Source organism: Rhodococcus sp. NPDC127593, assembly GCF_042671975.1.
Classification (GTDB): domain Bacteria; phylum Actinomycetota; class Actinomycetes; order Mycobacteriales; family Mycobacteriaceae; genus Rhodococcus_F.
In genome coordinates, this window is record NZ_JBHXWI010000001.1 from 304,787 (window position 1) to 318,918 (window position 14,132).

At 67.4% G+C, this 14,132-nt stretch carries 16 protein-coding genes; 12 read left to right on the forward strand and 4 right to left on the reverse strand.

Going from position 1 to position 14,132, the window contains the following annotated elements; genetic code table 11:
* The first annotated feature begins 76 nt into the window (after positions 1 to 76).
* From ACFVJ3_RS01545 to recX, 10 genes are all read left to right on the forward strand, one after another.
* The gene (locus ACFVJ3_RS01545; protein ID WP_009480014.1) at positions 77 to 904 is read left to right on the forward strand and encodes a PspA/IM30 family protein; all 828 of its coding nucleotides are present in this window, start codon (positions 77 to 79) and stop codon (positions 902 to 904) included.
* A gap of 15 nt (positions 905 to 919) precedes the next feature.
* Positions 920 to 1,750 (forward strand): hypothetical protein, encoded by an 831-nt coding sequence (locus tag ACFVJ3_RS01550; protein WP_378450355.1) that lies wholly within the window; start codon positions 920 to 922, stop codon positions 1,748 to 1,750.
* Positions 1,751 to 1,941: 191 nt separating this feature from the next.
* Positions 1,942 to 2,118 carry a hypothetical protein gene (locus ACFVJ3_RS01555; RefSeq protein WP_378450356.1) on the forward strand — a complete coding sequence of 59 codons (177 nt, stop codon included), beginning with the start codon at positions 1,942 to 1,944 and terminating at the stop codon, positions 2,116 to 2,118.
* A gap of 16 nt (positions 2,119 to 2,134) precedes the next feature.
* Positions 2,135 to 2,851, forward strand: a complete 717-nt coding sequence (locus ACFVJ3_RS01560; protein ID WP_378450357.1) for a PIG-L deacetylase family protein — start codon at positions 2,135 to 2,137, stop codon at positions 2,849 to 2,851.
* Positions 2,852 to 3,087: 236 nt separating this feature from the next.
* On the forward strand, positions 3,088 to 3,720 hold the full coding sequence (locus tag ACFVJ3_RS01565) for a TetR/AcrR family transcriptional regulator (RefSeq protein WP_378450358.1): 633 nt from the start codon (positions 3,088 to 3,090) through the stop codon (positions 3,718 to 3,720).
* Positions 3,717 to 5,261, forward strand: coding sequence for a glycerol-3-phosphate dehydrogenase/oxidase (locus ACFVJ3_RS01570; RefSeq protein ID WP_378450359.1), 1,545 nt, complete (start codon positions 3,717 to 3,719; stop codon positions 5,259 to 5,261). The genes ACFVJ3_RS01565 and ACFVJ3_RS01570 overlap by 4 nt, the downstream gene beginning before the upstream one ends.
* Before the next feature lie 27 nt (positions 5,262 to 5,288).
* Entirely contained in the window at positions 5,289 to 6,437 is a 1,149-nt protein-coding gene (locus ACFVJ3_RS01575) for a glycosyltransferase (protein ID WP_378450360.1), read from the forward strand.
* Positions 6,438 to 6,470: 33 nt separating this feature from the next.
* A complete protein-coding gene (locus ACFVJ3_RS01580; protein ID WP_073359969.1) occupies positions 6,471 to 6,665 on the forward strand; it encodes a DUF3046 domain-containing protein in 195 nt (64 codons plus the stop codon).
* Positions 6,666 to 6,810: 145 nt separating this feature from the next.
* Positions 6,811 to 7,854, forward strand: coding sequence for a recombinase RecA (gene recA, locus ACFVJ3_RS01585; RefSeq protein ID WP_378450361.1), 1,044 nt, complete (start codon positions 6,811 to 6,813; stop codon positions 7,852 to 7,854).
* A 9-nt stretch (positions 7,855 to 7,863) separates the two neighbouring features.
* The gene (gene recX, locus ACFVJ3_RS01590) at positions 7,864 to 8,379 is read left to right on the forward strand and encodes a recombination regulator RecX (RefSeq protein WP_378450362.1); all 516 of its coding nucleotides are present in this window, start codon (positions 7,864 to 7,866) and stop codon (positions 8,377 to 8,379) included.
* A 91-nt stretch (positions 8,380 to 8,470) separates the two neighbouring features.
* Here recX and ACFVJ3_RS01595 read toward each other — a convergent pair whose 3' ends face one another.
* The 4 genes from ACFVJ3_RS01595 to ACFVJ3_RS01610 all read right to left on the reverse strand — a co-directional run bounded on the left by ACFVJ3_RS01595 (position 8,471) and on the right by ACFVJ3_RS01610 (position 11,783).
* The gene (locus ACFVJ3_RS01595; protein ID WP_378450363.1) at positions 8,471 to 9,370 is read right to left on the reverse strand and encodes an amino acid ABC transporter permease; all 900 of its coding nucleotides are present in this window, start codon (positions 9,368 to 9,370) and stop codon (positions 8,471 to 8,473) included.
* Positions 9,367 to 10,047: an amino acid ABC transporter permease gene (locus ACFVJ3_RS01600; RefSeq protein ID WP_005261143.1), complete on the reverse strand. Its 681-nt coding sequence runs from the start codon at positions 10,045 to 10,047 to the stop codon at positions 9,367 to 9,369. Before ACFVJ3_RS01600 ends, ACFVJ3_RS01595 begins: the two co-directional genes overlap by 4 nt.
* Before the next feature lie 91 nt (positions 10,048 to 10,138).
* Positions 10,139 to 10,972, reverse strand: coding sequence for a glutamate ABC transporter substrate-binding protein (locus ACFVJ3_RS01605; protein WP_378450364.1), 834 nt, complete (start codon positions 10,970 to 10,972; stop codon positions 10,139 to 10,141).
* 82 nt (positions 10,973 to 11,054) lie between these two features.
* Complete coding sequence (locus ACFVJ3_RS01610) at positions 11,055 to 11,783, reverse strand: amino acid ABC transporter ATP-binding protein (RefSeq protein ID WP_378450410.1); 729 nt, start codon at positions 11,781 to 11,783, stop codon at positions 11,055 to 11,057.
* 210 nt (positions 11,784 to 11,993) lie between these two features.
* On the opposite strand from ACFVJ3_RS01610, the gene miaB reads away from it, so the two are divergent.
* A complete protein-coding gene (gene miaB / locus ACFVJ3_RS01615; protein WP_378450365.1) occupies positions 11,994 to 13,511 on the forward strand; it encodes a tRNA (N6-isopentenyl adenosine(37)-C2)-methylthiotransferase MiaB in 1,518 nt (505 codons plus the stop codon).
* The gene (locus ACFVJ3_RS01620) at positions 13,508 to 14,128 is read left to right on the forward strand and encodes a hypothetical protein (RefSeq protein WP_378450366.1); all 621 of its coding nucleotides are present in this window, start codon (positions 13,508 to 13,510) and stop codon (positions 14,126 to 14,128) included. Before miaB ends, ACFVJ3_RS01620 begins: the two co-directional genes overlap by 4 nt.
* The last annotated feature ends 4 nt before the right edge of the window (positions 14,129 to 14,132 follow it).

Sequence of the window (14,132 nt, forward strand, 5' to 3'; positions counted from 1 at the left end):
CCTTGTTCCGGTGCGTGACGGTCGCGTATCGGGTCGCGCATCGCGCGGCGCAACAGATGGAGGCAGGATCAAACCCATGGCTAATCCTTTCGTCAAGGGATGGAAGTACCTGATGGCGCTCTTCAATTCCAAGATCGATGAGAAGGCTGACCCCAAGGTTCAGATTCAGCAGGCGATCGAGGATGCGCAGCGCCAGCACCAGGCCCTGTCGCAGCAGGCCGCGTCTGTCATCGGCAACCAGCGCCAGCTCGAGATGAAGCTCAGCCGCCAGCTCGACGAGGTGGAGAAGCTCAACGCCAACGCCCGTCAGGCCGTCAACCTGGCCGACCAGGCCCAGGCCGCGGGCGACACCGAGAAGGCGATCCAGTACACCAACGCCGCCGAGGCGTTCGCCGCGCAGCTCGTCACCGCCGAGCAGGGAGTCGAGGACCTCAAGGCACTGCACGACCAATCGCTGCAGGCCGCCGCACAGGCGAAGAAGGCCGTGGAGCAGAACGCGATGGCTCTGCAGGCCAAGGTCGCGGAGCGCACCAAGCTGCTCAGCCAGCTGGAGCAGGCCAAAATGCAGGAACGGGTCAGCGAGTCGCTGCGCTCGATGGACAGCACCCTCTCGGCTCCCGGCAACACGCCCAGTCTCGACGCCGTGCGCGACAAGATCGAGCGCCGCTACGCCGACGCCCTCGGTTCCGCGGAGCTGGCACAGAACTCGGTGTCGGGCCGCATGATGGAGGTGCAGCAGGCGAGCATCCAGATGGCCGGACACAGCAGGCTCGAGCAGATCCGGGCCTCGATGAAGGGCGACGCCCTGCCGTCCGGCGGTGCTGCCAACGCGCCGGCGACTCCTGCCAGCCCGAACCTCGACAAGCAGCCGCCGGCAGCGGGCCAGACCGGTGCTGCGCAGTAGCCGAACAGTATTCGCATGAGTTCCACCCGAGGTGGCCGACCTGGACGCGAAGTCCGGTCGGCCACTGTCGTGTCCGGGCTTGCCGGGATCCAGGGCGCGCTGCGCGACGCCGGTGAGTCCGTCGTGGACGCGGCGCAGAGGTGGCGTGACCCCCGGGAACGGCTGCTGCGGAAGAAGAGGCGGGCCCGGCGTCGCGCGAAGCGCTACGGCATCGTGTCCGGATCCTCGGCCACCGGCGCCGCAGGTCTCGCCCTCATGGCCGCACCGGAGTGGTCGATGCTGATGGCCGGTGGCGGCGCAGTGGTGTTCGCGGTACCCGCCGTGCTGGCCGTCAGCCGTTACCGCAAGCTCGACGCCGTGACGTTGCCACCGGGCCTGCCTGCCCGTCGGGTACTTCCGGAGCCGTCCTCGGCCGCCCGGGAGCCGATGGAGCGACTCGTGCACAGCGAACGGGCACTGCACGGCATTCTCGGCGTGCTGTCCCGGTCCGGGAGCATCAGCGGCGAGGACATCGAGGACACCCATTCCACGGCCCGCTCCGCGGCCGCCGCCCTGCAGGCCGTCGCCCTCGACATCACGTCCATGGAAGACGCCGCCCGGGGGAGCCGGGCCGCGGCAGCACCGCTCCACCGGGCGATCGCCTCCGCCGCCGCGCAACTCGACGACGGCGTCGACCAGTTCGAAGAACTGGTGGCCGCCGCCGCGGAGGTCGCCGTTCCCGGAACGACAAGTGCCGTCGGCGAACTGGCGTACGAACGTGCAGAACTGGTGTCGGCGACGGAAAAGCTCGCCGGCCTCGCGGCGGCTCTCGGCGAGATCGACGACATCGTTCGCCGCTACCGCTGATGTCGTCGATCGACCCGTCCGGTGACTTCCGGGAAATCGTGTGGGGGAGAACCCTGATCTTTCCCTGATCTTTACGCTGACCTGGTGATTTACTCGCTCCGCCGTGCCAGGCTGGTGTGCGTACCCGATAAGTGGGGTCGACCAGATGTCGGGCGCAGAAATCGATCGGGGAGACGTGAGTGGAGGAAATCATGTTCTGGAAGATTGTTCTGGCGGTCGCGGCGATCTGGATCGCATTGGCGGTCGTCGGTACCCTCGTCAAGGGTCTGTTCTGGATTCTCGTGGTCAGCGCCGTGATCTTCGGCGTGTACCTGTTGATCAAGGCGATGTCCGGATCCGGCGAGAAATCGGACATCACGCGGAGCTGACAGGCATGCTCTACCCATGGAACCGGTACCGGAGGACTGGCATCGTGGGCTCGTCGTCGTCGCGCACCCCGACGACATCGAATACGGCGCAGCGGCGGCCGTAGCGCGCTGGACCGAGCAGGGCAAGGACATCCGCTACGTGCTCGCCACCAGCGGGGAGGCGGGGATCGCGGGCCTGCACCCCACGGAGTCGGGCCCGCTGCGGGAGGCGGAGGAGCGGCGTTCCGCGGCCGTGGTGGGAGTGACCGATGTCGCGTTCCTCGGGTACCCCGACGGCACTCTCGTGGAAAGTCTCGCGCTCCGCCGCGACCTCGCCACGGCGATCCGTCGTCATCGCCCGGATCTCGTGGTGACGGCGAACTTCGCGGACACCTGGGGGCCCGGCCAGCTGAACAGTGCGGACCACCGCGCACTCGGACGTTCCGTACTCGACGCCACAGCGGACGCCGCGAACGAATGGATTTTTCCTGAGCTGGGGGAGTCCGGGCTGCCGCCGTGGCGCGGTGTCCGCTGGGTCGCGGTCAACACGATGACCCCCACCCACGCGGTGGACGTCACCCATACGGTGGATCGTGCAGTGCTCTCGCTGGCCGAGCACGTCCGCTACCTCGAAGCGCTCAGCGACGTCCCGGTGGGGCAGCAGGCGAGGGCCCAGGTCGAGATGGTGACCGGGCCGCAACCGGGATTCGACGCCGAGCGCGCGGTGGGATTCGAGCTCTACTTCTTCGGCTGAGGCCGGGAGCCATCGCAATCGTGACGATGCCCCGATCTCTGCGGGCGTAGGAGCGTGGTTTCCTCGGCTTTCCTCCAACGCGCAAGCGCCTCCTGTCACCTCACCCTCCGGCCGTGCATGCGCTGCTCGAATCCCGGACGTCGGGGAGGGCTGGGCCTCGTGGCCGGCCTGCGTGATGCGATTCGAGTGCCGGTTCGGTGCCGCCAGGGGATTCATGCGTTACGGTGTTACACACAATGTCTATTCGTAATTCTCCGTCGCGTGACGACACCTCAGCGAGCGTCGAGGACTCCATTCTCGACGCCGCACGCTCGTGCATCCTCGATTTCGGACTGCGCCGCACCACACTGGCGGAGGTCGCCCGGCGCGCCGGGGTCAGCAGGCCGACCGTCTACCGGCGCTGGTCGGACACCAGGGCCGTGGTCGCCGATCTCATGACTCGCGAGATCGCTGCCGTGATGCCCGATTTCTCCGCCGAGGAATCGGTCCACCGCCAGCTGGTCGACGCCGTGGTCGACGTGTCCACCGAGGTGCGCGACCATCCGCTGTTCGTGAAGATTCTGCGTTCGGATCAGGAACTGTTCACGACCTACATCCTCGAGCGGCTGGGTACGAGCCAGCGGGCGATCATCGACCAGGTCGCGTTCGCAGTGTCGACGGGGCAGGACCAGGGCTCGATCCGCGCGGGGGACAGCCGTCAGATCGCCACGATGGTGCTGCTCATCGCACAGTCCGCGGTCCAGTCTGCCGTGATGGTGGCCGAGGAACTTCCCGGCGACGCCCTGACGGAGCAACTCCGGCACGCTGTCGGCGCCTATCTGGCACCGGACGCCGCCGACAACCACCCGACAGATCGAGGAGACCGGTGAACCACCCGAACACGCCGCCCGTGAGCCGCTCGTCGGCTCTGAATGCCGCGCGAAGGGCGCGCGAACTCGACCAGCTGTCGGACGGTGCAGTCGTCGACGTCCTGGTGATCGGCGGCGGAGTGACCGGCGTCGGTGTCGCGCTCGACGCGGCGTCACGCGGCCTCGACGTCGTGCTCGTGGAGAAGCGGGATCTCGCGTTCGGGACCAGCCGGTGGAGTTCGAAACTCGCCCACGGCGGGTTGCGGTACCTGGCATCGGGCAACGTCGGCATCGCCCGCGAGAGCGCGGTCGAGCGCGGAATCCTCATGACCCGCACGGCCCCCCACCTCGTCCGGGCTCTCCCGCAGCTCGTGCCCGTCCTCGATTCGACGACGCTGTTCGGCAAGTCCCTCGTCCGCACGGGATTCCTGGCCGGTGACCTGCTGCGTGCAAGTGCGCGCACACCGTCGTCGGTCCTGCCGCGATCACGGACGGTCCGGGCCGACCGGGTGGTCGAACTAGCCCCCGCGGTGCGGCGGCAAGGCCTGCGCGGCGGCCTGATGGCATTCGACGGCCAGCTCATCGACGACGCCAGGCTCGTGGTGTCCCTCGCCCGCACCGCCGCGCTTCACGGTGCGACGGTGCTCACCCGGGCGGGCGCGTACGACGTGACCGGGACGTCCGCGACCCTGCGCGACGAGCTGACCGGCTCGGAACTGCCGATCAGGGCGCGCACCGTGGTCAACGCGGCGGGCGTGTGGTCGGGTGAGATCGATCCCGGGATCACGTTGCGGCCCAGTCGCGGCACGCATCTGGTGCTCCCGGCCGAGCGGCTCGGGAACCCGACCGCGGCGCTCACGGTTCCGATCCCCGGTGAGACCAATCGCTTCGTCTTCGCGCTGCCCGCACAGCTCGGCCGCGTGTATCTCGGCCTGACCGACGAGGCGGCGCCGGGACCCGTTCCGGACGTTCCGGTGGCATCGGAGCAGGAGATCGACTTCCTTCTCGACACGGTCAACACCGCGCTCGAGGTTCCGTTGCAGCGCTCGGACGTCCTCGGGACGTTCGCCGGGCTGCGACCTCTGCTCGACACCGGGGACGGATCCACCGCGGACCTCTCGCGCAACCACGCCATCCTGCGCTCGGACACGGGTCTCGTCAGTGTGGTCGGCGGCAAGCTGACCACCTACCGCAAGATGGCGGAGGACGCCGTCGACGCCGCGGTCGAGGTGGCAGGACTGGACGCGGGCCCGTGCCGGACGCGGGCCCTGCCGCTCGTCGGTGCCGCGACACCCGAAGCGCTGCGGAAGGTCTCGGCCCCGCCGGCGCTGCTCGCCCGCTACGGAACGGAGGCGGCGCTGATCGCCGCCGCCGACCCCGAACTGCTGGCGCCGATCGCCGAGGGTGTGGACGTGAGCCGCGCCGAACTCGAGTTCGCGGTGACCCACGAGGGGGCACTCGACGTCGACGACCTGCTCGACCGGCGCACCCGGATCGGACTCGTCCCCGCCGACCGTGCCCGGTCGCTCGGCGCCGCCGAGGCGGTGTTCGAGAAACGGTGACGCCGACCGTGTGAGACTCTGTGGTTCGTGCGAGTCGCCGTGGTCGCCGGGCCTGATCCCGGACATGCCTTTCCTGCCCTTGCGTTGTGCCTCGCCTTCATCGAGGCCGGGGACGAACCGGTCCTGTTCACCGGCACACGGTGGGTCGAGCCCGCACGGGCGGCCGGTGTGCCGGCCGAGTTGCTGAAAGGTCTCGCGCCCCGCCCGACGGACGACGACCGCGATGCGGGAGCGCGCATTCACGCCCGCGCCGCGCACATCTCCACCGAGTTGCTCCCCGACCTGCGCGCGATGGGACCCGACCTCGTGGTCTCGGACATCCTCACCGCAGGTGGGGGTATGGCCGCGGAGCGGCTGGGGATCCCGTGGGTCGAGCTGTCCCCCCACCCGCTGTACGCCGCGTCCAGGGGATTGCCGCCCATCGGAAGCGGATTGGCTCCGGGCGTCGGAATTCGGGGCAGGGTCCGCGACACGCTCATGCGCACCGCGACGGCGCGGTCGATCCGGCAGGGTGAGCGGCAACGCTCCGAGGCCCGGGTCGGCGTCGGACTGCCGGCGAAGGACCCGGGACCGGTGCGCCGGCTGATCGCGACACTCCCCGCGCTCGAGGTGCCGAGGCCGGACTGGCCCGCCGAGGCGCACCTGGTCGGGCCGCTGCTGTGGGAACCCACGAACGAGGTGCTCGGGGCGCCGGACGGCGCCGACCCTCTGGTCATGGTGGCTCCGTCGACCGCATTCACCGGCGCCGAGGGCATGCTCGAGACGACGCTCGCGGGACTCGACGGGGCCGGCGTCCGCGTGATCGCGTCGATACTGGACGGATCGCCGGCCACGGTTCCGCCCTGGGCGCGAGCCGGGCTCGGCCGTCAGGACGCGATGCTGCGCGAGGCCTCGGCCGTCGTCTGCGGCGGTGGACACGGAATGCTGGCGAAGGCTCTGCTCGCAGGGGTCCCGGTGGTGGTGGTTCCCGGTGGCGGCGATCAGTGGGAGCTCGCGAATCGAGCCGTGCGGCAGGGGAGCGCCGTCCTGGTGCGTCCCCCGAGTGCGGAAGCACTCCGCGCGGCGGTCGAACTGGTGCTCTCGAACGGCGCCTATGCGGACGCCGCGCGGCGGGCCGCCCGGAGCATCGCGGATGTCGCCGATCCGGTGGAGGTGTGCCGCGACGCGCTGCGGTGAGAGCTCGGCGCGAGGTTCGGCTAGCGTGGCTGTGTGCGACTGACCGAATTTCACCAACTCGTCCGCGAAGAGTTCGGGCAGATGCGCGGCGACGCACTACTCGTCGACCACGTGCTGCTCAATCTCGGGGGCAAGACCGCCGCCGAAGCCATCGAGGACGGCCGGGAACCCCGCGAGGTGTGGCGTGAACTCTGCGTCGAGTTCGACGTCCCACCGCAACGAAGGTAGAAATCCGGCGTGTCGAACGGGCCCGATCGCACAAATCGAACACACGTTCCCCTATGCTGGTGTTGTTCGGTGGTCACGGTTCTTGTCGGTACCCGGATCTAACCTAACCGAAGAGCACTGATGAGACTCGAGAATGGGGACGACGATGGCACCACAGGCACACGATCGCGACAAGGCACTCGACCTGGCGTTGGCGCAGATCGACAAGAACTTCGGCAAGGGCTCGGTGATGCGCCTGGGCGAAGGTGTGCGTCAGCCGATCGCCGTCATCCCCACCGGCTCCATCGCGCTGGACGTCGCCCTCGGCATAGGAGGATTGCCCCGCGGCCGCGTCGTCGAGATCTATGGCCCGGAATCCTCGGGTAAGACCACGGTGGCCCTGCATGCCGTCGCCAACGCTCAGGCGGCCGGCGGCATCGCGGCGTTCATCGACGCCGAGCACGCCCTCGACCCCGACTACGCCCAGAAACTCGGCGTCGACACCGACGCGCTGCTGGTGTCGCAGCCCGACACCGGTGAGCAGGCACTCGAGATCGCAGACATGCTGATCCGTTCGGGTGCCCTGGACATCCTCGTGATCGACTCCGTGGCGGCTCTCGTCCCCCGCGCCGAGATCGAGGGCGAGATGGGCGATAGTCACGTCGGTCTGCAGGCGCGTCTGATGAGCCAGGCGCTGCGCAAGATGACCGGTGCGCTCAGCAACTCCGGCACCACAGCGATCTTCATCAACCAGCTGCGCGAGAAGATCGGCGTCATGTTCGGTTCCCCCGAAACCACCACCGGTGGTAAGGCATTGAAGTTCTACTCGTCGGTGCGCCTCGACGTGCGGCGTATCGAGACCCTGAAGGACGGCACCGACGCGGTGGGTAACCGTACCCGCGTCAAGGTGGTCAAGAACAAGGTCGCCCCGCCGTTCAAGCAGGCCGAGTTCGACATTCTCTACGGTCAGGGAATCAGCAAGGAAGGCTCGCTGATCGACATGGGTGTCGAGCATGGGTTCATCCGCAAGTCGGGCTCCTGGTACACCTACGAAGGCGACCAGCTGGGGCAGGGCAAGGAGAACGCCCGCAAGTTCCTGTTGGAGAACACCGACGTCCGGGACGAGATCGAGAAGAAGATCAAGGAAAAGCTCGGAATCGGCGCCGACGTCACTGCTGCTACGGATGACGCCGCCCCGGTCGAATTCTAAGGCGCCGCCGTGCGTCCTATGGGCGAAGGTGGAACGGAGACGCAGGCCAAGGATTTGTGCCTGCGTCTCCTGACGGATCGTGCCCGGAGTCGAGCGGAGTTGTTCGAGCGCCTGGCGAAGAAGGGCTACTCGGCCGACATCGCCGAGCGTGTACTGGATCGCCTCACCGAGGTCGGACTCGTCAACGACGCCGACTTCGCCCAGCAGTGGGTGCATTCGCGGCACACGTACTCCGGCAAGGGGAAACGTGCGCTCGCACTGGAACTGCGCCGCAAGGGGATCGGTCAGGAAGACGCTACCGAGGCGCTCGCTCAGATCGACAGCGAGGACGAGCGAGCGCGGGCCACGGAACTGGTCGCGAAGAAACTGCGCACGGTGTCCGCGGACGATCGGGACCGTGCGGTCCGCCGGCTGGTGTCCATGCTCGCGCGCCGCGGATTCCCCCAGGGCATGGCCTTCGAGGTGGTCAAGGAACAACTCGATCGAGTCGATGCGGAAACCGACGGCCTGTTCGACGAGACCTGACGCCGACGAGACGACGACAAGACAACAACACTGCGGTCGGACGGAATGTAATTTCCCTCCGACAGCAGTGTCATGTCACAACCGCGTCATGTCACACCCGCTTGTCGGTGATGTCCATGCCCGGAACCGACACCGCCGGAAGCTCGGGAACGGCTCCCTTGGGGCCTCCGCCCTTCCGGCTGGCCCGCAGTCGCTTCTCCACCTTGGTCGCCACCACGGTGAGCGTGTAGTTGAGGACGATCATGATGATCGCCACCACGATCAGGGCGGGCAGGTAATTGCCGTAGAACGCACCGAGCTGCTGGCCGGACCGCACCACTTCGACGTAGCCGATGAGGTAACCGAGTGCGGAGTCCTTCAACGCCACCACCATCTGCGAGATGATCGCGGGGAGCATCGCCGTGACGGCCTGAGGAAGCAGGATGGTGCGCATGACCTGGCCCTTGCGCATACCCAGCGCCTTGGCGGCCTCGCTCTGTCCCTTGGGGAGCGAGTTGATACCGGCCCTGACGATTTCGGCGATCACCGAGCCGTTGTACAGCGTGAGACCCACGATGACCGCGGCGAGCGCAAGGTATTTCGACTTGAAAACCTCGTACTCGGCGAACAGCTGGTACGAGAAGATCATCAGGATCAGCACCGGGATGGCGCGGAACAATTCGACGATCCCACCGGCCACCCATCGCACCGGCCGGTGGTCCGACAGGCGTCCGATGCCGAGGATCGCGCCGAGGATCAACGCGAACAGGATCGATACGGCGGCCGCCACGAGGGTGCCGCGGATGCCGGGGATCAGATACGTCGTCCACGACGTCGATTCGAGGAACGGATCCCATTTCGCCGACGTCAGCTGGCCTTTGTCGTCGAGCGCGGCGTAGACGAAGTAGCCGATTACCAGTAGGGCGACGGCGACGGCGACGGAAATCAGGCGGTAGATGTTCTTCGCCTTCGGGCCCGGCGCGTCGTAGAGGACGGTGGCGGAATTGCTCATCGTGCAACCTCGAATCGCTTGCTCAGGTATCCGAAGAGAAGCCCCATCGGCAGGGTCAGGATCACGAACCCGAGCGCGAAGATGCCACCGACGACGAAGATGGCGGCCTCGTTCTCGATCATTTCCTTCATCAGCAGCGACGCCTCCGCCACACCGATCACCGAGGCGATCGTCGTGTTCTTGGTCAAGGCGATCAGCACACTGCCGAGCGGGGCGGTCACCGCGCGGAACGCCTGCGGCAGCACGATCAGCCGCAGATTCTGGGAGAACGTGAGGCCGAGCGACCGGCCCGCCTCCGCCTGGCCGACGTGCACGGTGTTGATTCCGGACCGCAGCGACTCGCAGACGAAGGCCGCGGTGTAGACGCTGAGTCCGAGCACGGCGAGCCGGAAGTTGTTCTCCTCGAAAAACGTCGGCGACTGTTCGGGGGCGAGCTTGACACCCATCGTCTGGAAGAGCCCGAAGGAGCAGAAAATGATGATGAGCGTCAGGGGAGTGTTGCGGAAGATCGTCACGTACGCCGTGCCGACGCCACGCGCGACCGGGATCGGTGACACCCGCATCGCCGCGAGGATGGTGCCGAGTATCAGAGCACCGACAGCCGAGAAGGCGGTGAGTTGCACCGTCGTCCAGAATGCGTCGATCAGCTGATCGCTGTATTTGCTCAGTAGGTCCACTTACCGTCTCCCCAGGTCACCGGTGGTTGGTGTCGAACCGGGCCGGACGACTCCACGAATGGAAGTCGTCCGACCCGGATGAGTGAGTTGCTCAGTACCGATCGACGGTCGGCGGGGCGGGGATCGGGTAGCCCGACGCGCCGACGGTCTCGTTGAACGCACGCTCCCACGAGCCGTCCGCGATCATCGCCTCGATGGCGTCGTTGATCTTGGCGCGGGTCTCGTCGTCGCCCTTGGCCAGGCCGATGCCGTAGCGCTCTTCGGTGAACGGCTCGCCGACCACCTTCAGCTCGCCGGGGTACTGCGCCGCGTAGCCGGCGAGGATGATGTCGTCGGTGGTGACGGCGTCCACCGCACCGTTACGCAGCGCCTCGACGCACGCCGAGTACGTGTCGAACTCCTGCAGCTGCACGTCCTGCGCGTACGTGTCCTTGACCTTCTGCGCCGGGGTGGACCCGGTGACGGAGCACAGCTTCTTTCCGCCGTTGAGCGAATCGGGGCCGGTGATGTCGGTGTTGTCGGACTTCACCAGGAGCGACTGTCCGGCGATGAAGTACGGACCGGCGAAGTCGACCTTCTCCTTGCGGGCGTCGGTGATCGAGTAGGTGGCGACGATGTAGTCGACCTCACCGTTCTGGATCAACGTCTCGCGCTGAGCCGACGGGGACTCCTTGAACTCGATGTTCTCGGGCGCGACACCCAGCTTGCCGCCCACGTACTCGGCGACCTCGACGTCGAAGCCGCTGAAGGAACCATCGGGGTTGCGCAATCCGAGGCCGGGCTGGTCGTATTTGATTCCGACCGTGAGCTTTCCCTCGGACGCGCTCTGGGAGGCGCTCTTCTCTTCACCTCCGCCACAGGCAGATGCGACGACGGCGAGCGCCATGACGCCGATTCCCACGCGAATCGAGCGGTTGATCCTCATCGAGTTCCTCCAATTGAAAATGACGGGTTTTGCGTGTGGAGCACGGTGGACCGAGAGAGCGCCGTGGCGGCACTCCTTCGGGTCAGTGGCTGAGAATCTTGCCGAGAAAGTCCTTCGCGCGCTCGGATTTGGGAGCGGTGAAGAACGTGGCGGGCTCGGAGTCCTCGACGATCTGGCCGTCGGCCATGAAGAGAACCCGGTGGCCGACCTTGCGGGCGAAGCCCATCTCGTGTGTCACCACGAGCATGGTCATGCCTTCCTTGGCGAGCGAGGTCATGACGTCCAGGACCTCGTTGACCATTTCCGGGTCGAGTGCGGACGTCGGCTCGTCGAACAGCATGACCTTGGGGTTCATGGCGAGTGCGCGTGCGATCGCGACGCGCTGCTGCTGACCGCCCGACAACTGCGCCGGGTACTTGTCCGCCTGGTTGGCGATGCCGACCCGCTCGAGAAGCTCGTAGGCCTTCGCCTTCGCGTCGGCGCTGCTCTTCTTCCGCACCTTGACCGGTGCGAGCATCACGTTCTCGAGGATCGTCTTGTGGGCGAACAGGTTGAAGGACTGGAACACCATGCCCACGTCGGCGCGCAGCGCCGCCAGGGCCTTGCCCTCGGCCGGTAGTACCTTGCCGTCCACCGCGATCTCACCGGAGTCGATGGGCTCGAGGCGGTTGATGGTGCGGCACAGCGTCGACTTACCCGAGCCGGACGGTCCGAGGACGATCACAACCTGTCCGCGAGGGACTTCGAGGTCGATCTCCTGGAGGACGTGGAGGGCGCCGAAGTGTTTGTTCACCGATTTCATCGAGATCATGGACGGGGCCGCGCCCGTGGAGGGTGTTGGCGTCGCGTCGTCGGCTTGCGTCATAGTCGATGACCCTATGTGTTGGGAGCGGGAGCACCTGCCATTTGCTCCGAGAATCCTCGGGATGTCACGGAAACTTTACTGTCCGGCTTCGGGCGTGTGTCCGGGCGCACACCGGCCGCGACGAGGCGATTTGGCGCGGGCCGTACCCTGGCATACGTGGACACGATCGACCAGACCCCTCACCGCAGCTACGAGGTGCGCACGTACGGCTGCCAGATGAACGTGCACGACTCCGAGCGCCTGTCGGGGCTCCTCGAGGACGCCGGCTACACGAAGGCGGCCGCGGGGCAGGCGCCCGACCTCGTCGTCTTCAATACCTGCGCGGTGCGGGAGAACGCCGACAACAAGTTGTACGGCAACCTGAGCCACCTGGCGCCGGCGAAGGAACAGAACCCCGACATGCAGATCGCGGTCGGCGGGTGCCTGGCGCAGAAGGACCGCGACGTCGTCGTGAAGAAGGCGCCGTGGGTGGACGTCGTGTTCGGCACCCACAACATCGGTTCGCTCCCCGCGTTGCTGGACCGGGCCCGCCACAACCAGCGGGCCGAGGTCGAGATCCTCGACGCGCTGGAGGCGTTCCCGTCGACGCTGCCCGCCAAGCGGGAGTCGGCGTATGCGGGCTGGGTGTCGATCTCGGTGGGATGCAACAACACCTGCACGTTCTGCATCGTGCCCGCGCTGCGCGGCAAGGAGGTCGACCGGCGGCCCGGCGACATTCTGGCCGAGGTGCAGGCCCTGGTGAACGAGGGCGTCGTCGAGGTCACCCTGCTCGGGCAGAACGTCAACGCGTACGGCGTGTCCTTCGCCGATCCCGACCAGCCCCGCGACCGTGGCGCGTTCGCCGCGCTGCTGCGCGCGTGCGGTGAGATCGACGGGCTCGAGCGGGTGCGCTTCACGTCTCCGCACCCGGCCGAATTCACCGACGACGTCATCGAGGCGATGGCCGAGACCCCCAACGTGTGTCCCCAGCTGCACATGCCGCTGCAGTCCGGTTCGGACAGGGTGCTGAAGGCGATGCGCCGCTCCTACCGGAAGTCGCGGTTCCTGGGGATCATCGACAAGGTCCGCGCCGCGATGCCGCACGCGGCGATCACCACCGACATCATCGTTGGCTTCCCGGGTGAGACCGAGGAAGACTTCCAGGACACGCTCGACGTGGTCCGGCAGGCGCGCTTCACCAGCGCCTACACCTTCCAGTACTCGAAGCGGCCCGGCACTCCGGCAGCGGAGATGGACGAGCAGCTGCCCAAGGCCGTCGTCCAGGAACGGTACGAGCGTCTCATCGCGTTGCAGGAACAGATCACCCTCGAGGAGAACCAGAAGCTCGTCGGTGCCGAGGTGGAACTGCTCGTTGCCGCCGGGGAGGGTCGCAAGAACGCGGCGACCGCCCGGATGAGTGGGCGCGCCCGCGACGGCCGGCTCGTCCACTTCCGGCCGGAGGGCAACCTCGAGGGCAACGTCCGTCCCGGCGACGTCGTCACCGTCGTCGTCAGTGCCGCCGCCCCGCACCACCTCGTCGCCGACACCTCGGTCCTGACCCACCGCCGCACCCGCGCGGGCGACTCCTTCGAGAAGGGTGTCACCCCGAAGACCCCGCCGATCGGCGTGGGACTCGGACTTCCGCAGATCGGTGCGCCCGCACCACTACCCGCCCAGATGGGATGCAACGCATGACCTCCCCGTTCGACGACAAGCGGCACGACGGAAACCGGGCCGGCGACAACGGTTCGAGTGCCGAGAACGAGCCGATCGAGAGTTACCTGAAGGATTTCGACGCCGCCGAGAAGAAGGTGGCCGGTGAGATCGACCCGGGCGCGCGTGCGCTCGTCGTCGCGGTCGCGGTGGTCGTGCTCCTCGGCTCGCTGACGTTGCCGCACTCCGGCATCGCCAACGGCTGGGAGGTGCTGGTGTACGGGGACGACGCCCGCGCGGAGACGATTGCGCTGCCGTCGCGGCTGTTCGTGTGGTTCGAGGTGGTGTTCGGGGTCGTCGTGTCGATGCTGGCGCTCGTCACCCGCCGCTGGGCCCTCGCCTGGGTTGCCCTCGCCGGAACCGCCGTGTCCATCGTGTTCGGCATGCTCGCCATCTGGTCGCGGCAGACACCAGCGCCCGGGGTCGAGGCGGCCGGACCGGGGATCGGTCTGATCATCGGCTGGCTCACCGTCATCGTGCTCACGTTCCACTGGTTGAAGGTGGTCTGGAGCCGGACCGCGCTGCAGCTTGCCGCGGAAGAGGAACGCCGCGCCGCTGCCGCCGAAGCGGAGCGACGCGGCGACTGGAACGTCGGTTGATCGT

Bases quoted from the DNA above. Each gene is read 5' to 3' on its own strand.
- ACFVJ3_RS01545 (WP_009480014.1), top strand. From the start codon at position 77: ATGGCTAATCCTTTCGTCAAGGGATGGAAGTACCTGATGGCGCTCTTC.
- ACFVJ3_RS01550 (WP_378450355.1), top strand. From the start codon at position 920: ATGAGTTCCACCCGAGGTGGCCGACCTGGACGCGAAGTCCGGTCGGCC.
- ACFVJ3_RS01555 (WP_378450356.1), top strand. From the start codon at position 1,942: ATGTTCTGGAAGATTGTTCTGGCGGTCGCGGCGATCTGGATCGCATTG.
- ACFVJ3_RS01560 (WP_378450357.1), top strand. From the start codon at position 2,135: ATGGAACCGGTACCGGAGGACTGGCATCGTGGGCTCGTCGTCGTCGCG.
- ACFVJ3_RS01565 (WP_378450358.1), top strand. From the start codon at position 3,088: ATGTCTATTCGTAATTCTCCGTCGCGTGACGACACCTCAGCGAGCGTC.
- recA (WP_378450361.1), top strand. From the start codon at position 6,811: ATGGCACCACAGGCACACGATCGCGACAAGGCACTCGACCTGGCGTTG.
- ACFVJ3_RS01595 (WP_378450363.1), bottom strand. From the start codon at position 9,370: ATGAGCAATTCCGCCACCGTCCTCTACGACGCGCCGGGCCCGAAGGCG.
- ACFVJ3_RS01605 (WP_378450364.1), bottom strand. From the start codon at position 10,972: ATGAGGATCAACCGCTCGATTCGCGTGGGAATCGGCGTCATGGCGCTC.
- ACFVJ3_RS01610 (WP_378450410.1), bottom strand. From the start codon at position 11,783: ATGATCTCGATGAAATCGGTGAACAAACACTTCGGCGCCCTCCACGTC.
- ACFVJ3_RS01620 (WP_378450366.1), top strand. From the start codon at position 13,508: ATGACCTCCCCGTTCGACGACAAGCGGCACGACGGAAACCGGGCCGGC.